Source organism: Micromonospora sp. DT63 (genome assembly GCF_049841615.1).
GTDB lineage: Bacteria > Actinomycetota > Actinomycetes > Mycobacteriales > Micromonosporaceae > Micromonospora.
Window position 1 is genome coordinate 115,452 of sequence record NZ_JBNCKQ010000007.1, and the last position, 24,578, is coordinate 140,029.

19 protein-coding genes are annotated in these 24,578 nt (G+C 72.5%); 10 read left to right on the top strand and 9 right to left on the bottom strand.

Annotation, left to right across the window (positions count from 1 at the left end; all coding sequences use genetic code 11):
* Window positions 1-15: 15 nt before the first annotated feature.
* Genes ACLQ27_RS24550 through ACLQ27_RS24560 form a run of 3 tightly spaced genes read right to left on the bottom strand, consistent with a single transcriptional unit; the run spans window position 16 to window position 3,212 of the window.
* Complete coding sequence (locus ACLQ27_RS24550) at window positions 16-1,356, bottom strand: MGH1-like glycoside hydrolase domain-containing protein (RefSeq protein WP_425868831.1); 1,341 nt, start codon at window positions 1,354-1,356, stop codon at window positions 16-18.
* The gene (locus ACLQ27_RS24555; protein ID WP_425868833.1) at window positions 1,353-2,174 is read right to left on the bottom strand and encodes a TIM barrel protein; all 822 of its coding nucleotides are present in this window, start codon (window positions 2,172-2,174) and stop codon (window positions 1,353-1,355) included. Before ACLQ27_RS24555 ends, ACLQ27_RS24550 begins: the two co-directional genes overlap by 4 nt.
* Window positions 2,175-3,212 carry a zinc-dependent alcohol dehydrogenase gene (locus ACLQ27_RS24560; protein WP_357489796.1) on the bottom strand — a complete coding sequence of 346 codons (1,038 nt, stop codon included), beginning with the start codon at window positions 3,210-3,212 and terminating at the stop codon, window positions 2,175-2,177. It lies immediately after the preceding gene.
* A gap of 115 nt (window positions 3,213-3,327) precedes the next feature.
* Between ACLQ27_RS24560 and ACLQ27_RS24565 the strand changes: the two genes are divergently transcribed.
* The 4 genes from ACLQ27_RS24565 to ACLQ27_RS24580 all read left to right on the top strand — a co-directional run bounded on the left by ACLQ27_RS24565 (window position 3,328) and on the right by ACLQ27_RS24580 (window position 7,275).
* On the top strand, window positions 3,328-4,722 hold the full coding sequence (locus ACLQ27_RS24565; RefSeq protein ID WP_357489794.1) for an ABC transporter substrate-binding protein: 1,395 nt from the start codon (window positions 3,328-3,330) through the stop codon (window positions 4,720-4,722).
* Window positions 4,719-5,675, top strand: a complete 957-nt coding sequence (locus ACLQ27_RS24570) for a carbohydrate ABC transporter permease (protein WP_357489792.1) — start codon at window positions 4,719-4,721, stop codon at window positions 5,673-5,675. The genes ACLQ27_RS24565 and ACLQ27_RS24570 overlap by 4 nt, the downstream gene beginning before the upstream one ends.
* The gene (locus ACLQ27_RS24575; protein ID WP_357489790.1) at window positions 5,675-6,541 is read left to right on the top strand and encodes a carbohydrate ABC transporter permease; all 867 of its coding nucleotides are present in this window, start codon (window positions 5,675-5,677) and stop codon (window positions 6,539-6,541) included. The genes ACLQ27_RS24570 and ACLQ27_RS24575 overlap by 1 nt, the downstream gene beginning before the upstream one ends.
* 128 nt (window positions 6,542-6,669) lie before the next feature.
* Window positions 6,670-7,275, top strand: a complete 606-nt coding sequence (locus ACLQ27_RS24580; protein WP_425868837.1) for a class I SAM-dependent methyltransferase — start codon at window positions 6,670-6,672, stop codon at window positions 7,273-7,275.
* A 51-nt stretch (window positions 7,276-7,326) separates the two neighbouring features.
* Here ACLQ27_RS24580 and eccB read toward each other — a convergent pair whose 3' ends face one another.
* On the bottom strand, window positions 7,327-8,700 hold the full coding sequence (gene eccB, locus ACLQ27_RS24585; protein WP_425868839.1) for a type VII secretion protein EccB: 1,374 nt from the start codon (window positions 8,698-8,700) through the stop codon (window positions 7,327-7,329).
* Window positions 8,701-8,828: 128 nt separating this feature from the next.
* On the opposite strand from eccB, the gene ACLQ27_RS24590 reads away from it, so the two are divergent.
* Both ACLQ27_RS24590 and ACLQ27_RS24595 read left to right on the top strand, forming a co-directional pair.
* Window positions 8,829-9,542, top strand: coding sequence for a spermidine synthase (locus ACLQ27_RS24590; RefSeq protein ID WP_425868841.1), 714 nt, complete (start codon window positions 8,829-8,831; stop codon window positions 9,540-9,542).
* Between the two features lie 183 nt (window positions 9,543-9,725).
* The gene (locus tag ACLQ27_RS24595; protein ID WP_234583914.1) at window positions 9,726-9,902 is read left to right on the top strand and encodes a hypothetical protein; all 177 of its coding nucleotides are present in this window, start codon (window positions 9,726-9,728) and stop codon (window positions 9,900-9,902) included.
* 12 nt (window positions 9,903-9,914) lie between these two features.
* Here ACLQ27_RS24595 and ACLQ27_RS24600 read toward each other — a convergent pair whose 3' ends face one another.
* Window positions 9,915-11,717 (bottom strand): acyl-CoA dehydrogenase, encoded by a 1,803-nt coding sequence (locus ACLQ27_RS24600; RefSeq protein ID WP_357489784.1) that lies wholly within the window; start codon window positions 11,715-11,717, stop codon window positions 9,915-9,917.
* Between the two features lie 145 nt (window positions 11,718-11,862).
* Here ACLQ27_RS24600 and ACLQ27_RS24605 point away from each other — a divergent pair, with 145 nt between their 5' ends.
* The 4 genes from ACLQ27_RS24605 to ACLQ27_RS24620 all read left to right on the top strand — a co-directional run bounded on the left by ACLQ27_RS24605 (window position 11,863) and on the right by ACLQ27_RS24620 (window position 14,773).
* Entirely contained in the window at window positions 11,863-12,273 is a 411-nt protein-coding gene (locus ACLQ27_RS24605; protein WP_357489782.1) for an MmcQ/YjbR family DNA-binding protein, read from the top strand.
* Between the two features lie 155 nt (window positions 12,274-12,428).
* Complete coding sequence (locus ACLQ27_RS24610) at window positions 12,429-13,466, top strand: L-dopachrome tautomerase-related protein (RefSeq protein ID WP_357489780.1); 1,038 nt, start codon at window positions 12,429-12,431, stop codon at window positions 13,464-13,466.
* Between the two features lie 191 nt (window positions 13,467-13,657).
* Window positions 13,658-14,038, top strand: coding sequence for a VOC family protein (locus tag ACLQ27_RS24615; RefSeq protein ID WP_357489778.1), 381 nt, complete (start codon window positions 13,658-13,660; stop codon window positions 14,036-14,038).
* A 39-nt stretch (window positions 14,039-14,077) separates the two neighbouring features.
* Complete coding sequence (locus tag ACLQ27_RS24620) at window positions 14,078-14,773, top strand: alpha/beta fold hydrolase (protein ID WP_357489776.1); 696 nt, start codon at window positions 14,078-14,080, stop codon at window positions 14,771-14,773.
* A gap of 26 nt (window positions 14,774-14,799) precedes the next feature.
* Here the strand turns inward: ACLQ27_RS24620 and ACLQ27_RS24625 are convergent, their stop codons facing one another.
* The 4 genes from ACLQ27_RS24625 to ACLQ27_RS24640 all read right to left on the bottom strand — a co-directional run bounded on the left by ACLQ27_RS24625 (window position 14,800) and on the right by ACLQ27_RS24640 (window position 24,439).
* Window positions 14,800-16,056, bottom strand: coding sequence for an MFS transporter (locus ACLQ27_RS24625; RefSeq protein WP_357489774.1), 1,257 nt, complete (start codon window positions 16,054-16,056; stop codon window positions 14,800-14,802).
* Complete coding sequence (locus ACLQ27_RS24630) at window positions 16,053-16,649, bottom strand: ArsR/SmtB family transcription factor (RefSeq protein ID WP_357489772.1); 597 nt, start codon at window positions 16,647-16,649, stop codon at window positions 16,053-16,055. The genes ACLQ27_RS24625 and ACLQ27_RS24630 overlap by 4 nt, the downstream gene beginning before the upstream one ends.
* 96 nt (window positions 16,650-16,745) lie before the next feature.
* A complete protein-coding gene (locus tag ACLQ27_RS24635) occupies window positions 16,746-18,398 on the bottom strand; it encodes an FG-GAP repeat protein (RefSeq protein WP_357489770.1) in 1,653 nt (550 codons plus the stop codon).
* Between the two features lie 29 nt (window positions 18,399-18,427).
* Entirely contained in the window at window positions 18,428-24,439 is a 6,012-nt protein-coding gene (locus tag ACLQ27_RS24640) for an RHS repeat-associated core domain-containing protein (protein WP_425868846.1), read from the bottom strand.
* Between the last annotated feature and the right edge of the window lie 139 nt (window positions 24,440-24,578).

The following is a 24,578-nucleotide window of genomic DNA, read 5'->3' on the forward strand; positions in this document are numbered from 1 at the left end:
CCGGCCGCGAGACAGTCAATCGGCCAGCAGGTCGAGCAGCAGCGCGGCGGTCCAGCCGAACGCCGGTGAGCCCAGCCCGGCGCCCGTGTCGGGGTGGAAGTACTCGTGGCAGCCGGCCCCGGCGACCAGGTCGATCATCGAGCGGCGCAGGCCGGCCGCCAGCTCCGGGTGCCCGTGGGTCAGCAGGCCGCGCCGCACCAGCCAGCCGATGTTCAGCCAGCTCGGCCCGCGCCAGTAGCGCAACGGTTCGAAGTCGGGCGCGGTGCGGTCGTAGGTGGGCAGCGGCCGGTCCATCCACCGGGCCACCCCGAAACGCGGTGACCGGGCCTCGACGACCAGCGCGTCGACCTGCCGGGCGGGCAGGCCGGGCAGGATCAGCGGCGTGAGCCCGAGCACGGTCCGCGCGCCGACGAGCCGATCGGTGCGCAGGTCGCGGGGCTGGAAGGTGCCGGTGCCCGGGTCGTACAGCCGGCGTACCAGCGCCTCGGTGACGCGGTCCGCGCGGACCCGGTGCGGGGCCGGGTCCGCGCCGGTCAGCGCGGCGATCTCGGCCAGCGCGTGCTCGGCGGCCCCGAACGCCGCGTTGAACAGCGGGCACTCCACCAGGAACGGATGGCCGTCGGCCAGGTCGCGGTCGGCGTAGCCGTGGTCGCGGTAGGCCGCGACGATCGCCAGGTAACGCGCGTAGTCCAGGTCCGTGGGGCGGTGCGCGGCGTCGGCGTGCGCGGTGTCGTGCCTGCGGTACGCGCGCATGACGGCCGCGTCCGCGTCGACCGCGGCCATCGGCTCGTCCCACGCGGGGCTGTTGTCCAGACCGGACTCCCACGGGTGTACGACGCACACCAGCCCGTCGCCGGCGACGTCCCGCCGCGTCGCCAGGTACCGCTGCTGGGCGACCAGCGCCGGGTAGAGCCGGCGCAGCGCGGCCAGCCCGGCCGGATCGGGTGCCCGCCGGTACGCCAGCAGCGCGGCGAGCGCGTGCACCGGCGGCTGGACCAGGCCGGAGGTGTCCACCGTGGGCGAGCCCTCGACGTCGGACGAGCGCCACAGCTCCGGCCCGGGAAAGTACGCGCCGACGCGCAGCGCCGGGTTGAACACGATGTGCGGCACCCGCCCGTCGGCCCACTGCGCCCGGAACAGGCTCGTCAGTTCCTGCCAGGCCCGCTCGGGACGCACGTGGGCCAGGCCGACCGCGATGAACGCGGAGTCCCAGCTCCACTGGTGCGGGTAGAGCGTGCGCGACGGGACGGTGTGGTCGTGCTCCCAGTTGGCGTCGAGGGTGGCGACGGCGAGCCGGCGCAGCCCGGCCAGGCCGGTCGGCCCGCCGGTACGGGTGGGGACGGCACCGGCGGTCATGCGGCGGCCCGCCGGGGCAGCGCGTGCCGCAGCACCGCGGCGGCCTGTTGCAGGGCCCGGACCGGGTCGCCGCGCAGCCGGCACTCCAGAGCCAGCCAGCCCCGGTAGTCCAGCTCCAGCAGGGTCCGCACGAGCGCCGGCCAGTCCAGGTGCCCGGCGCCCGGTTGGTACCTGTTGGAGTCGCTGACCTGCACGTGCCCGAGATACGGCGCGGCGGCGCGCAGCGCCCGGTGCACGTCGTCCTCCTCGATGTTCATGTGGAAGGTGTCGGCGACCACCCGCACCGAGGGCAGTCCGAGCGCGGCGCAGAGGGCGACCGCCTCGTCGAGCCGGTTGACCATGTGGTCCTCGTACCGGTTGAGGGGTTCGAGGAAGAGGGTGACCCCCTCGGCGCGGGCGTGTTCGCCCAGCTCGCCGAGGGCGTCGAGGAGCACCTGGCGGTCGCCGGCCGGCGGGCGTGGCGGCTCGAACGGCGGCAGCCGCCGGGAGAACATGCCCCAGGCGGCCGGGGTCATCGCCCCGACGCCGCCCAGCTCGGCGATGACCGAGAGCTGGGAGCGCAGGTTGCGCACGGCGTCGGCGGACCGGGCGCTGTCGAAGTCGCCGATGAAGTGGTCCATCTCGACGCAGACGGTGGGCATCACCACCCCGGCGGCGCGGGCCCGGCGCAGCTCGGGCAGGCGACGGGCGAACGCGAGGTCACCGCGGCCGCGCAGCTCGATGCCCTGGTAGCCCAGGGCGGTGGCGAGGGCGTACTTCTGGATCAGGTTGGTGCCCGGCAGGAGTTGTTCCTGGCAGGCAAGCGCGATGGTGGTCATCTAGAACCTCAACACCACTTGGAGGACGTCACCGGCGCCGCGGTCGAGCAGCGCGAGGGCGTCGGCGACCGCGCTGGCGTCGACGATGTGGCTGACCAGCGGCAACGGGTCGACGCTGCGCTCAGCCACCAGGTCCATGAAGGTCTGCGCGACCCGGTCTCCGGTCCACCGGCCGGCCATGCTCGGCGCGGGGGTGGGCCCGGAGACCTGGGCGGCCACCAACTGGATGCGGTTGTGGTGGAACTCCTCGCCGAGGCCGAGCGCGTCGGCCTGGCCCTGGTAGAAGCCGGCGGCCACGACCCGGCCGGCGTGTGCGGTGGAGCGGATCGCCTCGTGCAGCGCCGGGTACGCCCCGGACAGCTCCAGGCAGACGTCCGCGCCCCGGCCGCCGGTGGCCTCGCGGAGCACGGCGGCGGCCGACCGGGTCGCGACGTCCACTGTGGACCGCGCGCCGTAGCGGCTGGCGTACGCCAGCCGGCCGGGCACTTGGTCGACGGCGACCACCCGGGCGCCGGAGAGCACGGCGAGCCGGGTGGCGAGCAGCCCGATGACGCCCTGCCCGAAGACGCCGACCCAGTCGCCCAGGTGCAGGTCACCGGCGAGCACGGCGGTCAGTGCGATCGCGCCCGGCCGGGCGAAGACAGCCGCGAGCGGGTCCAGGTCGGCGGGGAGCGGCCGGACCGCGTCGGCGGCGAGCACCGCCTCGGCCCGGTGCCCCCAGATGCCCCACACGAGCTGCCCCGGGTGCCTGTCGACGACCTCGGGCGCCACCTCGACGACCTCGCCGACCTCCTCGTAGCCGAAGCCGATCAGCGGGTACGGCACGGGGGTCTGGCGGGGGACGAACATGCGGGCGGCGTCGTCCCAGTCCTTGCTGAGCCGGGGATTGCTGCCCCGGTAGAGGGTCAGCTCGGTGCCGGCGGAGATGCCCGAGTAGCAGGTGCGGACCCGGACCTGGCCCGGGCCGAGCGGATCCGGCGGGCAGGGCTCGAGGCTGATCCGTCGAGGCCCGGCGAGAGAGACCACCCAGTTGCCCATGTGTCACATCCCGGTAGCACTGGGTTCCAGGATAGCAAAAAATCGCTATATGTCTTGTCATTGATCTATCGAAGGTGTTGAATCCCGTATGTACCCTTCGAGAGGAGTGCCACCGATGTCAGCACCTCCGAGGCGGATACTCGCCACCACCCTGATCATGGCACTGACCGCGTCCACCCTGCTGGCCTGCGGAGATGACGGATCCGACAGCAACAGCAAAAAGATCACCGTTTGGAGTCTGGAAGACGTCGCCGACCGCGTCACCGCCACCAAGGCGATCATCGCGGACTTCACCGCGAAGACCGGGATCCAGGTCGACCTCGTGACCGTCAACGAGGACCAGTTCCCGTCCCTGATCGCCGCCAACGCCGCCGCCGGCGACCTGCCCGACGTGGTCGGCTCGGTCTCCCTGGCCGGCATCCGTACGCTCGCCGGCAACGAGCTGCTGCACGCCTCGGCGAACGCGGAGGTCGTCGACAAGCTGGGCCGGCAGACGTTCTCCCCCCGGGCGTTGGAGCTGACCTCCGACGACGGCAAGCAGCTCTCCGTGCCCAGCGACGGGTGGGGGCAGCTGCTCGTCTACCGCAAGGACCTGTTCGCCGCCGCCGGCCTGCCCGCCCCCGACACGTACGAACGGATCACCACCGCCGCGGCGAAGCTGAACACCGGCGGCGTCGCCGGCATCACCGCGGCGACCTCGCCCAGCGACGTGTTCACCCAGCAGACCTTCGAGCACCTGGCCCTGGCCAACGGCTGCCAGCTCACCGACGACTCCGGCGCGGTGACGCTCGACTCGCCGCAGTGCGTCGAGGCGTTCCGCTTCTACGGCGACCTGATCCGCACCAGCTCGGTCAAGGGCGCACAGGACGTGGACACCACGCGGGCCACCTACTTCGCGGGCAAGGCCGCCATGGTGATCTGGTCGCCGTTCATCCTCGACGAGCTGGCCGGGCTGCGTAACGACGCCAAGCCGACCTGCCCGCAGTGCCAGGCCGACCCGACGTTCCTGGCCAAGAACAGCGGGTTCGTCACCGCGATCAAGGGCCCCAACGGCACCGAGCCCGCGCAGTACGGCGAGATCAGCTCGTGGGCCGTGCTCGACGGCGCGGTGACCGACCCGGCGAAGTCCTTCGTGGAGTACATGCTCGGCGACGGCTACCCGCGCTGGTTCGGCATGTCCCCCGAGGGCCGGTTCCCGGTGCGCAAGGGCACCACTGCCGAGCCGGAGGCGTTCCTCACCGCCTGGAACACCAGCCAGGCCGGCGTGGACGCCAAGAAGCCCCTCTCCGACGTGTACGGCGACGAGGTGCTGGCCACCCTGCGCAGCAGCCCGGACACCTTCGGGCGCTGGGGGCTCAGCCAGGGGCAGGGCAAGCTGGTCGGCGCCATGCTCGGCGAGCTGCCGGTGCCCAAGGTGCTGGGCGACCTCACCTCCGGCAAGACCGACGCGGCGGCCGCCGCCGGCCGGGCCAAGAAGGACGTCGAAGCGATCAAGGCGGGCGTCAATTGACCACCACCGCCCCCGACACCGGCCGCTCCCCCACCAGGGAGCGGCCGGATCGGCCCCACCGCCGACCACTGACGCTGCGCCGCCGCGAGTCCCGTGCCGGGCTGGCGCTTGTCGCGCCGACCCTGCTCGTCACCATCGCGGTCATCGGCATCCCGATCATCTGGACCGTCGTGCTCGCCTTCCAGCGGGTCCGGCTCGCCACCCTGCGCAAGACCGGGCTCTTCGGCGATTTCACCATGGACAACGTCGACCGGGTGCTGCACACCCCCGGCTTCGCCGACACGCTGTGGGTCACGCTGCTCTACAGCGTCGGCGGCACCGTCGGGTCGATCGCGCTCGGCCTGGTCGCCGCCCTGGTGGTACGCCGCCCGTTCCGGGGCCGCACGCTGGTGCGGGCCTCCATGCTGCTGCCGTACGTGGCGCCGGTGGTCGCGGTCACCTTCGTCTGGCAGGTGATGCTCGACCCGCAGCTCGGCATCGTCAACCACTGGGGTCAGCGCCTGCTGGGCTGGGACGCACCCGTGCCCTTCCTCACCCAGGAGTCGACAGCCCTGGCCACGGTCGTCGTGTTCGAGGCGTGGCGCTACTTCCCGTTCGCGTTCCTGTTCCTGCTGGCCCGGCTCCAGGCGGTGCCCGGTGAGCTGGAGGAGGCCGCCCGCGTCGACGGGGCCACGCCCACCCAGCGGTTCCGGCACATCCTGCTGCCGCAGCTGCTGCCGGTGATCGCCCTGCTGGGGGTGCTGCGCTTCATCATGACGTTCAACAAGTTCGACGACGTCTACCTGCTCACCGGCGGGGCCGCCGGCACCGAGGTGGTCAGCGTCCGGGTGTACGAGTTCCTCACCGCCCGTACCGACATCGGCGCGGCGGCCGCGCAGGCGGTCGTGCTGGCCGTGGTGCTCATCGTGTTCGTGCTGATCTATCTGCGCTTCTTCGGACGGAGGGTCAGCTGATGGACCGGGACATGGTCGAGACGGTGAGCCTGCGCTGGCTGCGCCGCCTGGTGATCGCCGCGTTCCTGGTCGTCACCGTCTTTCCCTTCTACTACATGCTCGTGCTCTCGGTACGCCCCATCGAGCGGCTGCTGCTCGACCCGGGCTCGCTGGTCATCGGCTTCGGCGAGTTGACCGTCGCCACGTACGCCGAGGTGCTCAAGGCCACCGACGACGGCGGTCAGGGATTCCTCACCTTCATCCGCAACAGCGGCATCGTCTCGGTCGCCGCGACAGTGCTCACGCTGCTCGTCGCGATCCCCGGCGCGTACGCGGTGGCCCGGCTCCGGTTCTTCGGCCGGCGCCAGGTCGACTTCCTGTTCCTGGCCGTCTACCTGTTCCCGTCGATAGTCATCGCGATCCCGCTGTTCGTGGTCTTCAGCCTCGCCGGGCTGCGTGGCTCGCTGTTGGGCCTGGTGCTGGTCTACATCTCGCAGACGCTGCCGGTGTCGGTCTACATGTTGAAGAACTACTTCGAGACCATCCCGGTCAGCCTGGAGGAGTCGGCGGCCATCGACGGCGCCGGCCGACTCGGCATCATCCGCCGGGTCAGCCTGCCCCTCGCCGCGCCATCGATCATGGCGGTCGCGCTCTACGACTTCATGATCGCCTGGAACGAGTTCCTCTTCGCCCTGCTCTTCCTGGTCGACAAACCGGACCGGTGGACGGTGTCGCTGGGGTTGTCCCTGCTCTCCGACGGCGTGGAGGTGCCCAAGACGGTGCTGATGGCCGGATCGGTCGTCCTCACCCTGCCCATCGTGATCCTCTTCTTCGCCAGTGAACGGCTGCTCACCGAGGGCCTGACCAGCGGCGCGGAGAAGGGCTGAGGTGTCTCAGTGATCGGTGGCAGCCCAGCGACCCGACACGCCGACCCCGTCGCCGCTGAGCTGCCACCGATCGGGGCGCCTGCCGGACCGGCCCGTCGCGCCCCGACCGGCCCGGTTACGGTGGCCGTATGGCCAACCCGACCCGCTGGGCGACCGACACCGGTCCAGAGCACTCACAGTGGTACATCGACAGGTTCCGCAAGCTCGCCGCCGAGGGAGCGGACCTGGCCGGCGAGGCCCGACTTGTCGACACGCTCGTCGCGCCCGGCTCGCGGATCCTCGACGCCGGCAGCGGCACCGGCCGGGTCGGCGCGGCCCTTTCCCAGCGCGGGCACACAGTGGTCGGGGTCGACGCCGACCCCGCACTGGTGGAGGCCGCCCGCGCCGACCACCCCGGCCCCCACTGGCTGGTCGCCGACCTCGCCGAACTGGACCTGCCGGCGCTCGGCGAGGCTGAGCCGTTCGACGCGGCGGTCCTCGCCGGCAACGTCCTCGCCTTCGTCGCCGCCGGCACCGAGCCGGAGGTGCTGCGCCGACTCACCGGGCACCTGCGCCCCGACGGCGTGCTGGCGGTGGGCTTCGGCACCGAACGCGGCTACCCGCTGACCGCGTTCGACGCCGACGCGGTAGCCGCCGGGCTGCGCCTGGAACACCGCTTCGCCACCTGGGACCTGCGGCCGTGGCGCGACGACGCGCCGTTCGCGGTCAGCATCCTGCGCCGCCCGGCCACCTGACGCCCGACCGGCGGGCCGCCGCCCGCCGCCCGGGCGACACCACCACGGGCATCAGGACGGGGCGGCGACGGCCCGGGCCGCGGCCGGGTCCAGGGTCGCGCCGGCCGGCACGAGGCTGACCAGGCCGGCGGGCAGCCGCACCGGCCGCACGTCGCGGTAGCCGAGCATCGCCAGCACCTCCCGGTCGGCCAGCACGTACCGCCGGCCCAGGTCGGTGACCACGGACACCGCGCCTCCGGACGCGCCGGGCGCCGCCGCGGCCTCGACCACCGCCCCGCCACCCGGCTGCACCACCACGTGGTCGGCCAGCGCCGCGCCGCCGCCCGGCGCGGTCCGCGGGACGGCCGCCAGGTCCGGCAGCCGTACGCCCCGCAGCACCTCGCCCGTGCCGCCGTCGTCGCCGACCCGGGCGCAGATCGCCGCGTCGTCGGAGCTGGCGAGCCGGGGCGGCACCGGCGGCGGCGCGGTCGGGCCGCTCGGGGCGAGATCGGGCAGCGTGGGCAGGGCGGCGAACCGGCCCAGCGTCATCGGTTCGGACTCCCCCTGCCCGGTGCGGGCCAGCAGCAGCCCGGCCTGCAACTCGGTGATCCCGGCCAGCCCGTCGTCGAGCGCCACCGCGTACTGCCGGCCGCCGCCGGAGTTGCGCACCAGATAGACCTGACCGATCGTGGCGCCCGGCACGCGGGTGGAGGGTCGGCCCTCGCCGGGCAGCGCCAGCGGGGCCAGATCGACGCCTGCGGGAAGCGCGTTGAGCAGGGCGGGCGCGACCGGCACCGCGCGCGTCCGGGTGGTCGCCAGCGCGGCCAGCACCCGGTTGGGATCGCGGACCAGATACCGGCGCTGGTGCCACACGAGGTGCAGGCCGCCGTCGGGATGGCGCAGCAGCAGCGCGTCGTCGCCCAGCGGCCGACCGCCGTCGGGGTCGGTGCCGATCAGCAGCGCGGAGCGGGGGTCCTCGCCAGCGGCCGTCGAGCAGACCGTCCACGCCGAGGTCGCCAGCCGGCCGGGAGCGGGCAGCGAGTCCGGTGCGTCGGCGATGCCCAGGGGCAGGCCGCGAGGCACGTCGTCGATCGAGCGTCGGGAGACCAGCACGGTCTTCGAGGAGTCCGCGCCGACGATCAGCAACGCCGACGCGTAGTTGAGCACCGGGTGCAGCTTCTGCTCCCGGTAGACGAACCGGGCGCCGGACTCCTTCTCCACGATCACCGCGCCGGGGTCGCGCCAGCCCTTGCCACCACCGGCGAACAGGCCGTAGAGCGCCGAACCCCCGAGCCCGATCGCCGCGACGAGGACGCTGGCCAGGCCCGCGCCCGCCAGCCGCCGAAACGGTGACTGGGCGGGGTCGGTCTCCCGCATCACCAGTGCGGCGACCGCCCGCTGGACGCTGAACTGGTAGGAGTGCAGCTGATCCTGCCGCGACGGCATGAGGTCCCTTCCGCTGGTTCGACCGGGCCACAGGATATGCGCTGCGTCGATGTCCCGTGGACCCTGCGTGGCCGTCCCGGCCCCGACCGGTACCATCCGGGGACGAATCCGGCGGCGAGAGGGCACCCGTGGGCGCGCGTTTCGAGGAGCTGGCCTGGCGGGAGACCCCGATCGGCGCGATCAGCCTGCGGCGGCGCCGCGATCCGGCGCTGCAGGTCGAGGTGTACGAGGTCAAGCTCGACGACGAGTTCCTGATGTCCAGCCTCTTCCCCGTCGCCGAGATCGAGCTGGCCCGGCTGGGCCTGGCCGAACTCACCGGCGACGCCCTCGACGTGGTGGTCGGCGGCCTCGGGCTGGGCTACACCGCGTGCACCGCGCTGGCCGACCCGCGGGTGCGTGCACTGCTCGTGGTGGAGGCCATCGAGGACGTCATCGACTGGCACCGGCGAGGGCTGCTGCCGTTCGCGGCCGGTCTCGCCGAGGACCCCCGGACCCGGTTCGCGCGAGCCGACTTCTTCGCCGCCGTGGCCGGCGACGACGGGTTCGACGCCGAGGAACCCGGGCGTCTCTTCGACGCGGTTCTGCTCGACGTCGACCACTCGCCGCGCAACGTCCTGCACCCGAGCCACGCCCCCTTCTACACGCCGGACGGGCTGCGCCGACTCGCCGCGCTGCTGCGCCCGGAGGGCGTCTTCGCGCTGTGGTCGGACGACCCGCCGGACGACGAGTTCATCGCGGCGCTCACGGAGGTGTTCGCGACCGCGCGGGCGCATGTCGTGCCGTTCGCCAACCCGCTGACCGGCGGCCAGTCCGCCAACACGGTCTACGTCGCCCACCGCTGAATCCCGCCCGCCACTCACCGGTCAGCGCGCCTGTCACGGACGACCACCGGTCACGATCACGCTCGCCCAGCGCGGTGTCACGCAGCGCGTCCACGGCGGGCTGGCGTTTCAGGTGGGCGGGATCGGGAAGGTGGCCCCGGGGTCGCCGCATCTCGCGCCGCGGCCGGGTTACGGGAGGTCGCGATGCGTGCCCTGCTCTGGGTCGTCGGTGTGGTCGCCGGCGTGCTGATTCTGCTCGGGCTGCTCCTCGAGGCGGTCCGCTGGCTGATCATCATCGGCCTGATCGCGCTGGTGATCGTGATCATCCTGGGCGTGGTCAAGGGACGGCAGGCCATGCACCACCAGACCCGCCGACGGTGACGCCGGCGCGGCTCAGAACCAGTCCGCGCGCATGTCGAGCGTGGTCCGGTCGAGGCTGTCCAGCAGGTCGAACTGCGGGCCCGTCCGGGGCAGCTCGGCCGTGAAGAAGTAGCGGGCCGCCTGCCACTTGCCGGCGTGGAAGGCGTCGCCGTCCTCCCGGGGCGGCAGCGCCAGCACCTGCTCCAGCCACATCCAGGCGATCACCACGTGCCCGACCGCCTCCAGGTAGACGCTGGCGTTGGCCAGGGCCAGCACCGGGTCACCGCCGGACCAGAGCCGCCGGGTGACCGCGACGATCCGGTCCACCGCGCCGGCCAGCCGGTCGGCCAGTTCGGCCGCCTCTCCCCCGGCCCGGCGGCCCCGGCCGACGGTGTCGCCGATGGTCTCGGTCAGCAGGAGCAGACCCGCGCCGTCGCGCATGGTCATCTTGCGCCCCAACAGGTCAAGCGCCTGGATGCCGTGGGTGCCCTCGTGGATCGGGTTGAGCCGGTTGTCCCGGTAGTGCTGCTCGATGTCGTGATCGCGCGTGTAGCCGGCGCCGCCGAGCACCTGGATCGCCAGGTCGTTGGCGGCCAGGCACCACTGCGAGGGCCAGCTCTTGGTGATCGGGGTGAGCACGTCCAGCAGCAGGTGCGACCGCTCGCGGTCGGTCTGCTGCGGGGCGGTCTGCTCCTCGTCGAGCAGCCGGGCGCAGTAGAGCACCAAGGCCAGGGCACCCTCGACGTAGCTCTTCTGCGCCAGCAGCATCCGCCGTACGTCCGGGTGGTCGATGATCGGCACCTGCGGGGCCGCGGGGTCCTTCGCGTCGACCGGCCGGCCCTGCGGCCGCTCGCGGGCGTACGCCAGGCTCTTGAGATAGCCGGTGTAGCCCAGCGCCATGGCACCGGCGCCGACACCGATCCGGGCCCCGTTCATCATGTGGAACATCTGGGCGAGCCCCTGGTGTGGCATGCCGACCAGGTGGCCGACGGCGCCGGGGCGACCGGCCGGGGTGTGGCCGCCGTCGCCGAAGCTGAGCAGGGTGTTGGTGGTCCCCCGGAAGCCCATCTTGTGGTTGAGCCCGGCGAGCACCACGTCGTTGCGGTCGCCGAGCGACCCGTCCGGCTCGACGAGCACCTTGGGCACGATGAACAGCGAGATGCCCTTCACCCCGGGTGGCCCGCCGGGAATCCGCGCCAGCACCAGGTGGACGATGTTCTCGGCCAGCTCATGATCGCCGCCGGAGATCCACATCTTGGTGCCGTAGAGCCGGTACGTCCCGTCCGGCTGCGGCTCGGCCCGGGTGGTGATGTCGGCCAGCGAGCTGCCCGCGTGCGGCTCGGACAGGCACATGGTGCCGAAGAACCGGCCCTCCAGCATGGGTCGGACGTACGTGTCGACCTGCTCGGCGCTGCCGTGCGCCAACAACAGCTTCGCGTTGCCCAGGGTCAGCATCGGGTACGCCGAGGTGGCCACGTTGGCCGCCTGGAACCAGGCGAAGCAGGCGGCGGCGACGGCCTGCGGCAGTTGCAGACCGCCGACCGAGGCGTCCAGCCCGGCGGTGAGCAGACCCGTCTCGGCGAAGCTGTCCAACGCCGCGCGCACCTGCGGGATCAGCCGCACCCGCTGCCCGTCGAACGTCGGTTCGGCAAGGTCGGCGGCCCGGTTGTGCGGGGCGAACTGCTCGGTGGCCACCCGCTCGGCGAGGTCCAGCGCGTCGTCGAAGGTCTCCCGGGAGTGCTCGGCGTAGCGAGGGCGCTCGACGAGCTGCGACACCCGCAACCAGTCGTGCAGCAGGAAGTCCAGGTCACGGCGGGACAGCAGGGTGGACGGCACGGAACTCCTCGGCGGGCTCGGGTCTGTCGGGCGGGGGCGGCGGCCCGGCGTCGCCCCGACCCATCCTGACCGATCCACCGGGAGCACACCACCGCCGCCCGTCGGCGGGCGTCATTGTCGTACCCGTCGGCTAGCGTCCCTGCCCGTGACCGCACCCGGAGACGTCGACCCCGAGGTTCTCGACCGGCTACGCCCGATCTGTCGCGGGTTGCCGGAGACCTACGAGGAGCCGGCCTGGGTGGGCACACGTTGGCGGATCCGCCGGCGCACCTTCGCCCACGTGCTCACCGTCGACCCCGACCGTCAGGGGGCGCACGCGCGCGCCGCCACGCTCGACCGGCCGGCCTGCCTGTTGGTCTTCCGATCACCGCTCGACGAGATCGCCGGTCTCCTGAGCGTCGGGCACCCCTTCTACAAGCCGGACTGGAGCCCGAACGTGCTGGGCATGATCCTGGACGCGGACACCGACTGGGACGAGGTGGGCGAGCTGCTCACCGAGAGCTACCGCGTGCAGGCGCCCAAACGGCTCGCCGCACTTGTCGACGGGCCCGGCTGAACGCGCCCGGCGCCCGCCGTGCCGGCGTGTGGCCGGCAGCGCACCGGCGTCCGCCGTCTCGGCGTTTCGCCGGGGCCGGCACGGGGATACCGCGCCAACGGTGGCGGGTCATCGACGGGAATCGGCGACGCCGCCCGTCGCGTGAGGAGCGGCAGATGTCCAGGCTTGGCACCGAGGAGGACCTTCGGTTGACGCCAGTGCTCGTCGAGGACCGGGTGTGCACAGGTGTGACCACCCTGCGGGGGCGGGTCTTCCTGAGCTACCCGGCGGCGGACCGGCCGGGCGTGCAGGTGGCGGAGGCGCTGCCGGACGGCGGCCGCAACCCGTACCCGGACGCCGCGTGGAACGAGCCGGACCAACCGCCGGACGGGACGTTCGTGCACGTCAACGGGTTGCGCGCGGGCCCGGACGGCCGACTGTGGATCGTCGATTCGGGGTCCCGGCAGCTCGGCGGTGAGCAGGTGCCCGGCGGCGCGCGGCTGATCGCCGTCGACGTGGCCAGCGACCGGGTGGATCGGGTCTACCACCTCGACGACGCGGTGCGCCCGCACAGCTACGTCGACGACGTCCGGTTTCATGGCGACATCGCGTACCTCACCGACGCCGGCATGCCCGGCCTCCTCGTGCTGGATCTCGATTCGGGTCGGTGCCGACGGGTGTTGGACGGGCACCCGAGCACGGTGGGCGGGCCCGTGGTCGCCGACGGCCGGGCGCTGCGGGATCCCAGCGGCGCCGAGGTGTGCCTGAACGCCGACCAGCTGGAGGTGTCGCCGGACGGTCGGTGGCTGTACTACCAGCCGGCCTCGGGTGGGATGTCCCGGATCGGCACCCGCTGGCTGGACGACCCGACGCTGTCCGCGGAGGAGTTGGCCCGGCGGGTCGAGCCCTGGTGGGACACGCCCAGCACCGGCGGGACGGCCATCGACGCGCTCGGCACCATCTACGTCAGCGATGTGGAACGACGTCGCGTGCTCGCCCTGGCGCCGGACCGCAGCGTCCGTACGCTCGTCGCCGACCCGCGTCTGGCCTGGGTGGACGCGATGTGGCTCGACGCCGAGGGTCACCTCTGGCTGCCGGCGGCCCAACTGCACCTGACCGCCGGCCTCAATGGCGGCCACGCGGCCGTCGACTATCCGGTCCGGATCTACCGGATGCCTGTCGACGCCGGTCCGCCCCCGATCGACCACGCCTGACGGCGTTATTCCTGAGAAGCGGTCGGTGCGGATCACGTCGTGTCGCCGTCACGGACCTCAACCATCCATTGTGTACGGCAGCTGGTGCGGGCCGGCGACGGACCACCTGCCGGTCACCCGCTGCCGGCGCAGATCGCCGCTCGCCTCGGCGCGACCTGCGGTGGGTGGGAGTCCTCGATATCCTGCCTCGCATGCATCGAAGCCGTGTGTACGCGTTGCTGATCGACGCGCCCGAGGCGGAGGCCGCGCGGGCGGCGGAGTTCTGGTCGGCGGCGCTCGGCGTCGACACCCGGACCCATCCGGCCGAGCCGCAGTTCGTCGGCCTGCACGAGGCGTTGCCGGGCCTGGTCACCGCCGTCCAGTCCGTCGACGACGCGCCGCGCTACCACCTCGACATCGAGACCGACGACGTGGCGGCGGAGACCGCCCGACTGGTCGGTCTGGGCGCCACCGAGGCGTCGCAGTGGTTGGAGTGTCGGATTCTGCGGGCGCCTGGCGGGCACCTGCTCTGTGTGCTGCCGGTCGAGAGCCCACCCGAGGTGTTCGACGCCCAGTCCCGAACCTGGTCGTGACGCGCCGGGCTGTCGGAGGGCGGCGCTAGGGTTCCGGCCATGGCGGATGTGGTGTTGGTGGCGGGCGCGTGGCTGGGGTCGTGGGCGTGGGACGAGGTGGTGCCGGGGCTGCGGGCCGCCGGCCACCGGACCTGTCCCCTGACCCTCTCCGGTCTCGCCGAGAGGCGGGGCGTGCCCGCCGGTCAGCAGACCCACGTGCAGGACATCGTCGGCGAGATCGAGCGACGCGACCTGCGCGACGTGGTGCTGGTCGGGCACAGCTACTCGGGCATCCCGGTGGGTCAGGCCGCCGGGCGGATCGGCGACCGGTTGACCCGGGTGGTCTACGTCGACGCGGAGGTGCCGGTCGACGGCCTGTCGTTCGCGTCCGGCTGGTGGCAGGGCCAGGCGGCGTTCGGGTCGGTGCTCGCCGACAACGGCGGCGACTGGCCGCCGCTCGACGTGGCCGAGTTCGACGGTCAGGGGCTCACCGACGAGCAGATCGCGCGGCTGGTCAAGGGCTGCACCCCCCACCCGGGCGCCACGCTTACCGAGCCGGCCGTGCTGGCCCGCCCGCTGGGCGAGCTGCCGACGACGTACGTCAAGTGCCTGCTCGACGGGCCGGAGCCCAACGACACCGTGTCCGCGCTGCTGACCAGCGAGCAGTGGCGGCTGGTCACGATGGCGACGGGCCACTGGCCGATGTTCTCGCAGCCCGACGAGCTGGCCCGGTTGCTGGTGGAGCAGATCGGCTGACTCTCCGCGTGCGCCGGCCCGGCGGGTCAGGTCACGGCGTCGTCGAGGGTCCTGATGCGGCGCACCGGGGACGCGAGCAGCCACAGCACGGCGAGCATGCCGCCCACTCCGGCGACGACCAGGGTCGGCCGCAGCCCGATGGTGGTGCCCAGCGCGCCGCCGACCAGCGCGCCGAGCGGCCGGATGCCGTAGTTGACGGCGCTGTACGCGCCGGCCCGACGACCGCGCGCGTCGTCGGGTGTGACGGCGGTGAGCAGGGCGTTGAGGTTGACGTCCATCAGCATCACGCCGACGCTGGACACCAGCTCGATGGCCGCGAGCATGGCCACCTTCGCCCAGGTGGGGCCGGCGACCAACGCCGTCAGCGCGAGCGGCGCGGGGAAGACCACCGCGCCGATCATCGCGGTGCGGCCCAGCCCGATGGCCCGCGAGACGCGGGGCGCCAGGGCCGCGCCGGCGAGTCCGCCGAGCGCGCCGATGCCGAACGCGACGCCGATCGCGCCGGCCGACAGGCCGAGTTCACGGTTGGCGTAGAGCACCAGCAGCGCCGTGGCGATGAAGGTGAAGAAATTGACGGTGCTGGTGCAGCCGAGCGCGGCACGCAGCACCGGGTGGCGCAGCACCAGCGCGAAGCCCTCGCGGACCAGGCCGAGCGTGGACGTCCGCCGTGGCGGCGGAGGCGGCTCGGTGACCGGGATGCGCCGCAGCAGCAGCGCGGACGCGAGGAAGGACACCGCGTCGACGAGGATCGCCACCGGCGCGCTGAGCGCCTGGACGAGTCCACCGCCGACGGCCGGGCCGGCGATGAACGAGAGGGACCGGCTCACGCTGAGTTTGCTGTTCGCGTCCACGTACGCCGACCGCGGCACCAGGGCGACGAAGAACGCCTGTTGTCCCAGGGCGAACAGCACCGCCCCGGCGCCGGTGAGCAGCGCCACGAGGTACAGCTGGGTGAGGGTGACCGCCCCGAACAGGTAGGCCGCGGGCAGGCTGAGCAGCACCGCCGCGCGCAGCAGATCCGCGATGATCAGGAGTCGACGCTTGTGGGTGCGCTGGTCCACCCACGCGCCGAGGAACAGGCCCAGCAGGTTGGGCAGCCAGATCAGCGCGGTGAGGACGCTGACCTGCACGGGCGTCGCGGCGAGCAGGGAGACGGCGATCAGCGGCAGGGCCAGCTCGCTGACCCGGTCGCCGAACGCGGTGATCGTCTGGCCGATCCAGAAGGTGCGGAACCGCCGGTCGCGTCCCAGCGCCGGTGCGGGTGGGGCGTCGAGCGCCGTCATGACGTGGACGAATCGTCGCCGGCCTCGGGCAGCAGGTAGCGCAGCATCCGGACGAGCTGGGCGCCGTCCGGCGTCGTCTCGTCGTCCTTGCGCCGCACGTACGGGGCGAGCAGCTCCTCGATCGCGTCTTCCAGGTGCCGCAGCTCGTCGGGTGTGGCGACGAAGCTGGTGTCGGCCACCCCGGCCAGCCCGCGCCACTCGGCGTCCAGCCGGGGTTCGTCGTGCAGCAGCCACTGCTGGGGCGCGTCGGCGTAGCGGGCGAACATCTCGCCGCGCAGCTGTCGGGCGGCGGCCTGCCCCTCGGCGTCGTCGGGCAGCGTGAAGCGGAAGCCCCGGGCGGCCGCCTGCCACCAGCGCTCCCGCTTGCTGGTGGCGCCGTCGGCGTCGGTGACGAGGCCGAACGTCGCGAGGTGGCGCAGGTGCCAGCTGACCACCGACGGCGTGGCGCCGACGTGCGGCGACAGGCCGGTGGCCGTGGCCGGGCCGTGCCGCTGGAGCCGGTCGAGGATGGCCAGCCGGACGGGGTGCGCCAGCGCCCGCAGCGCCTGCGGCTCGGTGATCTCGAAATCCCCGTACGGATTCTTGAGAGACATGTTTCGAAAGTAGTCTCTCAGGTCCGCCGGAGCAACCCCCGGGCCGCCGCCTCGCCCTGGGCACCCCCCGTTCAGCCGCCCAGGGCGAGGCGAGGATCAGGTGACGTTCGGCAGGTCCGTCGGCGGGATCACGCCGTTGGCGATCGGCAGACCCGTCCCGTACGCGGAGACGCCGCCGAGGGCCGCTCTGGTCAGCGTGGTGCACCCGGTGAGGGCGACGGTGTCGCTGGTCCGTTGCACGCCGAGCACGAACATCGCTCCGGTGTTGTACGAGAAGTCCTCGAACGGCGCGGTCACCAGCAGCTCCGGCGTCCCGTCGTTGGTCACGTCGAGGATGCGTACCGTGCTGCCGAACGCCTCGCTGGGCTGCGGGTTGGCGTTGATCAACGAGTGGCCCTCCTGGAACGTGGAGTCCAGTCCCGACTGCAGGCCCGACGCGCCGCCGAGGAAGACGTGGACCATGCCCTGCCCGCTGCCCGCGCCGGAGTCCTCCCCGGGGACGCCGACCGCGAGATCGTCCGCGCCGTCGTTGTCGAGGTCGCCGACCGCTAGCGCGGCGCCGAACTGGTCACCGGCCTCGGCGCTCCCGCCCACGCCCGGTGAGCTCTGCGAGATGACAAGCGTGCGCGCGCTGCTGATCAGGTCGGTGCCGCCGCGCAGCACGACAAGGGCACCGGACCTGCTGGGACCGCCCTTGTACTGGTCGGCGTAGACCACGACGTCGGCGTTGCTGCCGCCGTGGAAACGACCGATCGCGACGCTGCTGTAGCTCCCGCCGGTCTTCGTCTTGTCCACACACACCGACGTGCTGCCGGTCACCGTCACACCGCCTGCGGAACCCTTGAGGGCATACACGCAGCCCTGCGCACCCGTCGTACCGCTGACGTCCTCGCCCTCGACGTTGATCACCAGGTCGTCACGGCCGTCGCCGGTGAGGTCGCCAGCCGCGACCGATGAGCCGAAGTGGTCGTTCTTCTCCGCAGTCCCCCCGATGCCGCTGGTCTCCTGCCCGAACGCGGCCGCGTTGTCGACCCGCAGGCCACTGCTCCCCCCGTACAGCACCCAGACGCCACCGGCCGCGCCGACGGTGCCGATCGCCTCGCCCGGGGTGCCGACGGCGAGATCGGCGTACCCGTCGCCGTTGAAGTCGCCGGTGGTGAGGCCCGCGCCGAAGTAGTCGTTGGTCTCGGCGTCACCGGGGACGGTGCCGCTGTTCTGGGTGATGAACGCGTTGCCGTTCGCGATCAGGCCGAGGTACGGCGGCGTCGGCTGCCCGTACAGGATTGTCACCGCGCCGGCGTTGGCGACCGCGCCGATGGACTCCTTCGGATTGCCGATGGCCACGTCCGCGCGCCGGTCACCGTTGAAGTCGCCGGTGACGATCTGCGCGCCGAAGTTGTCTGTCGTCTCCGGCGAGTCGAGCACCGACGGGTCGTTCTGGTGCAGGAGCGCCACGGGTTGCCCGGGGACCGTGCTGCCGCCGGGGATCACGTAGACCGACCCGCCGACTTCGTTCGGCGCGGTGGGGTCGGGGAACCCGACGGAGCGGGCGCCGCTGGCCACGACGATGTCCGGGATCCCGTCGCCGGTGACGTCGGCCCGGCTCGCCGGGCCCGCGGCGGCCGCGATGCCGACGTCGGCACCACCCTCGACGGCGGGCTGTGCGGCTGCGGACGGGCCCGGCACCGCGACCGATGTCAGGACCGCGGCGACCACGGCTGCGGGCAGAACTCTCCTGCGTTGGTTCACGAAGATTCTCCTCTGGGTACTCGAATTCCTCACGGCCTGGTCCGGAGGTCGTAGAAGCGGTACGCGGCCCGGGCCGACAGGCCGGGCATAGCAGTGCTCGTGACATCGATGCCGGCCTCGATCGACTCCGTCACGCACTTGCCGCGGGACTCGTACGAGCAGGTGTCGATGGCCATGGCGACCCCGGACACTGCCTGCGCCGTCGCGCCCAGCTGGGCGACGCGTTGGGCTGCTGGGCCGACGCCGCCACAGCCGTAGAAGGCGGCGCACCCGACGGCCACCCCGGAGCCGACGACGTTCACGGCGGCTCCGATGGCGTGCGTCCATTCGAACGCGCTGCGGTGCTCGTGCACGAACCGCGCGACGACCCAGTGCTTCCTGGGCGGCTGCCGGTCGCGCTGCGGCAGCGAGTGGCAGCCGCGCTTGAGGTTCCAGCAGACCGACATGCGGTCCGATCGCTGGTAGACCCGCCGGTAGATGCGCGCCTCCCGCCGCTCCGACCGGTAGGCCAGTTGGCGGTAGCGGTTGCGCTGCTTCTTGTTCTTTGTGCTCGCCGCCAGCCGGAGAAGACCCGCCATGCGTTGCGGGCAGTCGCCCGGAATGCAGAGCCCACTCGGGTCACTCAGGGTCGTGGGGTTGTTGTCGGCGTACGCGTAGGCGTTCTGACTGGCCGGGTTGTCCGTGTTCAGCAACGGGTCGGGGCTGGTGAGCCGGCCGGTGAGCGGGTCGTGCTGACGGTTGTCCAGGGCGACCAGCGACGTCGACGCGTCCTCGACCTTGCCCAGGTAACCGCGATCGGTGCCGCTGATGGTGTCGCCACCACGGTGCGCCCCGTACGGCAGGTACCGCTGCCGGGAGACACCGTCGCCGCTCACGCGGTGTGTGGCGCCCGGCGTCGTGGCGTCGACGGCGAACTGGACGCTGCCCTGCTCGTCGGTGAGCAGGAAGCGGACGCCGCCGGAGGTCCGCATCGCCGCCAGGTCGTCGCCCAGTTGGTAGAACCGGGTGGCGGAAACGGAGCTGGTGAGGACGAGTTCCACGCCGTCGAGATACAGCGTCGTGGCACCGGGGGCCCGCCGGATCAGCCGCGTCCCGTCGGCGTCGTAGACGTAGCCGGTCGTGGCCCCGGCGGTGGTCTGTTCGGTGAGCCGCCCGCCCTCGTCGTACGACGAGGTGGTGGTGAATCCGTCGACGGTGCGCGAGGTCTCCTGGCCGTCGGCGTCGTAGGCGAAGGTGTCGGCGCCGACAGCGCTGACGGCCTGCGGTCGGACCGCCTCCGGTCCCGGTTGGGGATAGCGGTAGGTCCGCGACTCGCTCCCGGACGTGACAGACGTGATGCTTCCGGTGGGGTCGTAGGCGTAGGTCAGCCGGTACGGGTCCAATCCGCCGCCGTCAGCTGATCCGGATCCCCCGGCGCAGGTCCCCGCCGTGGTGGTCCAGGCGTCGGTCAGCCGCTGCAACCCGTCGTAGCCGAAGCACTCGGCCTGCCCGGTGGTGCCGTCGGCCACCTGCCGCACGTTGCCGACGGCGTCGTACCCGTACTCGTCGGACTGCACGGTGCGGGGCGTCGACGTGTCGGCGCCGGCGGTGGCGCCGAGGCCGACGAGCCGCCGCTCGCCGCGGTCCTCGTAGCGGTAGCTGCGGCGCACCTCCCCCGCGCCGCCGTAGTCACGGCTCTTCACCGGGCCGAACTCGTGGTACGCCGTGCCGCTGACGTAGGTGCCCAGCTCGCTGGCGAGGGTGTCCGCAACGCCGGTGCCGGTGTAGCCCTGGTGCACGGTCTCCTGGGCCAGACCGTTGCCCGCCGGGTAGGTGGTGTCCGTCAGGTGGTCCGCGCGGTCGTAGCCGTAGGTGATCTCGTACGTGCCGGCGAGGCTCTTCTCGCTCGTCGGCACGACCCATCGCCTCCCGGTGACCCGGTAGCGGTCGTCGTAGCTGGCCACCTCGGTCCGGTACCTGTCGGTGCCGACGTGGCGGGTCGTGGCGGCGAGCCGTCCCTTCCCACCGGGAACCGTGTCGTAGGTCCACTCGGCGAGCCTCGTGCCGGTCTGCACGTCGCCGGACCAGGTGACGCTGCGCCGCCCGAGGGCGTCGTAGCTGTAGCTGACCTTCTTGCGCAGGGCGTCGGTGGCGGATGCGACCCGGCCGACGCCGTCGTAGGTGTAGGTGGTGAGTCCGGCGTTCGGGTCCTTCGCGGTGAGACGCTGACCGAGCCAGTCGTAGGTGTAGGCCGAGACGTCTCCGGCGGGATCGGTGACCGACGCGAGGTCACCCCGGGGGGTGTAGGTGTACGAGGTGGTCGGTGCCCCGGGTTGTGGCGTCGACACGCCGGCCGGCAGGTTCTGCTGGGTCTGGACGACCCGGTCGAACGCGTCCTGCCAGCTGCCGGTCCGGCCGCCGACCGGTGGCGTGACGATCGTGCCGTTGCCGAAGTTGTCAGTCGTCGTGCGTGCCGTGGCCGCGCCGAGTCCGTACACGGTCGAGAGGGCCTCCCGTTCCAGCGCGTCGTACTGCCGCTCGGTCCACGACGGGACCGTCGAGGTGGCCGGGTTGAGCAGCAGGTCCGGGTTGTCCCCCGCGGCGGTGCTGTTCCACATCGGCTGGGACGTGCCCGCCGTCAGACCCCGGTCGTCGTACGCGGTGACGGTGACGGTGCGGCCGGACCCGCTGGGGGCGGGCGCCTGCACCTCACGGGTACGCCCCAGACCGTCGAGGTAGGTGTGGGTGGTCAACCACTCGACCCGCGTCCCGGCCAGGGTCTGCAACTGGCGGGCCGTCACGACTGTGGGCCTGCTCGGCTGCTCGGCGCCGGTGGCGGTGATGCGGTAGGTGAACTCGTACGAGGGCGTGGTGGTGCCCGTCTGCTGCTCCGTGGGCAGCCACACCTTGCGCAGCCGCCCGACGCCGTCGTACGCCGATGTGGTGGTGCGGCCGTTGACGTCGACGTTCCTGTCCTCGGTGTCGTCGAAGGCGGGCGACGGGTAGCTGGTGGCGGTGAAGCCCTTGGGGTCGGTGACGCTGACCCCGTCGCTCGGGAACCCGGTCGCCGGTCTGTAGCCGGTGCGGGTGACACCGTCGGGGTTGGTCTCGGTCAGCTCCCGCCCGTAGTCGTCGTAGGTGTTGCGCACCCAGTTGTACGTGCCGTCGGCGGTGTGGGAGCGGACCTCGGTGGGGTTGCCGTCGGTCGGCTCGTTCACTCCGTCGCCCGGTCCGGTGGCGCCGTCGTAGAGCGTCACGGTCCGGTCGACGACCGGGCCGGGGCACCGCAGGCTCTGGCCGTCCGGGTCGCCGGCGTGGGTCTCCCTCCGTTCGACGAAGTCGAGCATCCACTGCCCGGCCGCGGTGTTCTGGGCGTAGCCGATCTCGGTGCACACGCTGTCGGCGACACCCGTCTCGCCGAGGTCGGCCTCCCGGGTAACCAGGCCGCCGTTGCCGACGGAATAGCCGTCGGACCGCTTGGCCCTCTCGCGCCAGGTGCCGTCGCCGCGCCGGTCGCGCCGGTACTCGTAGGCCGGGCGCACCATGTGCACGTCGTGGGATCCGGGCCCGTCCGCGATGATCCCGGAGTCCCAGTAGGTGCTGCGCGAGGACTCCAGCTCGGTCAACGAGTTGTCGGCGTTACGCCGGTAGCGCTGTTGTTGCAGCACCGTGCCCGCCAGCTGCGGGTCGTCCGGCCAGGGCTGGCCCGTGTAGTCCTTGACCGCCTCGGTGCGGGCACTGCCGGAGCCGAGCAGGTCCCCGTTCATGCCTCGGAAGTACCGGGTGTCGGTGATGCTCTGGCGGTCCGCTCCGCCGCTGCCCTCGGTGACCCGCACGGTCTGGTAGCCACGCCAGTCGGTCCAGTCCATGTCCTTGGCGGCGACCGTCAGCTCGTCGTCGCGGTGCCACGCCGGCCACGGCACGAGCTGGTCCACCCCGTACGCGTAGGAGGTGCTCATGGTCGGTGAGCCGCCCACCAGGTCGACCTGGTCGACCTTGGTCACCAGGTACCTGTGGAACACGCCCTTGACGGGGTTGGTGGCGCCCTCCGGCTTGAAGCGCACCCGGAAGCACTCGTAGCGGTTCTGGTCCCACAGCACCCCCGCCTCCCACCCGGTGTTCTCGCCGCCGGCCGGGCAGGTCGTGGCCGGGGACGCGTGTCCGTAGCTGACCCGGGTCTCGCCGCCGAGGCCGTTGCGCACCACCGACAGCCGTCGCATCTGCAACTGCTGCGCGGTGGTCGTGTAGTCCTGACGGTTGCCGAGGAAGATCCCGTCGAACGCGACAGGTGGCAGTGTCACCGTCTCGCCACCCCACAGGCCCGTCTGCTGGATGCTGTTGAGCCACAGCGACGGCGTGGTGCCGTCCGGGGTGGGCGGGAAGGCGAACGTCGGCCGCCACCGTGTCGTCTCCTGCCACGTCTGTGCCTGCGCGTTCCACACCTGGGCCGAGATCAGGTCCAACCGGCTGGTGCTGAAGAACGTCGGTGAGTACTTCGCGCAGCCGGCGCCGTCGGCGCAGACCAGGTCGGTCGGCACGTCCGGGTACGACGTGGCGTTGGCCGCCGAGACGGCCGGGCAGGAGGCGGTCGGGTTGGCGATCCGCTGGGTGCAGCGGCCGACCGCGGTGAAGTCGACCTGCGCGCTGGGGTGCTGGCCGGCCAGCATGCCGTACTCGATCCGGTCGAGGTGGCCGCCCCGGTCGTAGCGGTAGGTGGCGCCACCGTTGGCCTGCCGGTAGTTGTTGGTCTCGGGCGTCCAGTACACGGCCGTCACGTTCTCGTTCGCGTCGACCACCGTGTCGAGGTTCCAGCGCCAGGTCTGGCGGCAGGGCACCGGCGCGGTCGAGTGGCACGGCTCCCCCGCGTCGTCGCCGACGACGGGCACGGTCCAGTTCGAGTCCTTCCGGTTGCCGAAGGTGTGCTGCTCGCCGTCCGGTGTGGACACCACCCAGTACTCGCCGGTGTTGTCGTCGTTCGACCCGTTGAACCGATGCTCGATCTTCCAGCCGCGGTCGTCGCGCATCCGGTAGGTGCCGTCCGCCGTCTTGATCAGCTCGGTGGAGACCCCGTCCAGGGACAGCACGAACGCGGCGCCGTCCTCGTCCCCGGAGTACGGCGACACCCAGCACAGGTCGGCGTGGTACGCATCTCCGTCCTCGACGCAGGACCGGTACCGCCGCTCGATGAATCCGATGCCGAGGTTCCACCCGAGCCCGACCCAGGACGCCTGGTTGTTGGTCGAGGACGTACGTCCGTCCACGGTGGAGGAGTCGTAGTCGAGGGACAGGTCCGGGGCGTCGCCTCCGACCGAGGGTGGCAGCCGCAGCGGGTAGGACTCGGTGAAACTGCCGGAGTTGGTTCCCGCGGTCCACTTCTCGGCCGGGGACAGGTCGGTCGCGCGGTAGTCACCGGTTCCGGTCCCCGACGCGGCGGCGGTCACCGCGTACACCTGATCGGGGCCGCTGTCGACGTCCGCCGACAGGCGGCCGGCGGCCAGGTCGTTGCGGGCGGCCACCGGAGCGGGTGTCCGGACGCACTCGCGGGTCACGCACTGCGGAACACGGACCAGCCGCAGCCGGTCGGCGAGGTTCCCCCCGTAGCCGTAGCGGAAGCGCGAGTAGTCGACGTCGAGGTGGACCCGGCCCGATCCGCCGGCGCGACGGGACAGCCTGAACGCCGTCCCGACGCTGTCCAGCGCCGCCCGGCTCTCCTGGTCGAGCAGCTCCACCCGGACCTCGGCAGGCGCGTCTCCGGTCCCGGTCGCGGACACTTCGATCGGCAGCGAGCCGGCCCGCACCGGATGTCCCGGGGCGAGCGTGACGTCGACAGTGCCGGCGGCCGGCCAGTGCGGTGCCGGCAACGGCGTGGCCGCGTCGGCCTCCGGGTCCGGGGTCGTCCGGACGCGGGGAACCGTCCTGCCGGGCACCGAGCGCTCCCGGGGCGAGCCGGAGGCGGCGTGGGCCGGCGTCGGGGCCACCACCGTCGTACCGGCTGCGGCGACGATCGCGACGACGCTCACCGCGCCGAGCACCCACCTGGCGAGATAACGTCCGGTACGCATGGGTCTCCTTACGTCCACGCGGCCGAGGCGGGGCCGCCGGCTCGCTGCGCCGCGGGCCCGGGCGGCCCGAAGCCCCCGTGCGACTGGCGCGCACGACAGCGATCAGGGCGTCAGCTTGCGCGGCACCGGGACCACGCCG

What these genes read in the sequence shown, in the direction of transcription:
- ACLQ27_RS24630 (WP_357489772.1), bottom strand. Translation starts at nt 16,649, where the DNA reads ATGTCTCTCAAGAATCCGTACGGGGATTTCGAGATCACCGAGCCGCAG.
- ACLQ27_RS24640 (WP_425868846.1), bottom strand. Translation starts at nt 24,439, where the DNA reads ATGCGTACCGGACGTTATCTCGCCAGGTGGGTGCTCGGCGCGGTGAGC.
- ACLQ27_RS24565 (WP_357489794.1), top strand. Translation starts at nt 3,328, where the DNA reads ATGTCAGCACCTCCGAGGCGGATACTCGCCACCACCCTGATCATGGCA.
- ACLQ27_RS24580 (WP_425868837.1), top strand. Translation starts at nt 6,670, where the DNA reads ATGGCCAACCCGACCCGCTGGGCGACCGACACCGGTCCAGAGCACTCA.
- eccB (WP_425868839.1), bottom strand. Translation starts at nt 8,700, where the DNA reads ATGCCGTCGCGGCAGGATCAGCTGCACTCCTACCAGTTCAGCGTCCAG.
- ACLQ27_RS24615 (WP_357489778.1), top strand. Translation starts at nt 13,658, where the DNA reads ATGCATCGAAGCCGTGTGTACGCGTTGCTGATCGACGCGCCCGAGGCG.
- ACLQ27_RS24575 (WP_357489790.1), top strand. Translation starts at nt 5,675, where the DNA reads ATGGACCGGGACATGGTCGAGACGGTGAGCCTGCGCTGGCTGCGCCGC.
- ACLQ27_RS24560 (WP_357489796.1), bottom strand. Translation starts at nt 3,212, where the DNA reads ATGGGCAACTGGGTGGTCTCTCTCGCCGGGCCTCGACGGATCAGCCTC.
- ACLQ27_RS24620 (WP_357489776.1), top strand. Translation starts at nt 14,078, where the DNA reads ATGGCGGATGTGGTGTTGGTGGCGGGCGCGTGGCTGGGGTCGTGGGCG.
- ACLQ27_RS24550 (WP_425868831.1), bottom strand. Translation starts at nt 1,356, where the DNA reads ATGACCGCCGGTGCCGTCCCCACCCGTACCGGCGGGCCGACCGGCCTG.
- ACLQ27_RS24610 (WP_357489780.1), top strand. Translation starts at nt 12,429, where the DNA reads ATGTCCAGGCTTGGCACCGAGGAGGACCTTCGGTTGACGCCAGTGCTC.
- ACLQ27_RS24595 (WP_234583914.1), top strand. Translation starts at nt 9,726, where the DNA reads ATGCGTGCCCTGCTCTGGGTCGTCGGTGTGGTCGCCGGCGTGCTGATT.
- ACLQ27_RS24625 (WP_357489774.1), bottom strand. Translation starts at nt 16,056, where the DNA reads ATGACGGCGCTCGACGCCCCACCCGCACCGGCGCTGGGACGCGACCGG.
- ACLQ27_RS24555 (WP_425868833.1), bottom strand. Translation starts at nt 2,174, where the DNA reads ATGACCACCATCGCGCTTGCCTGCCAGGAACAACTCCTGCCGGGCACC.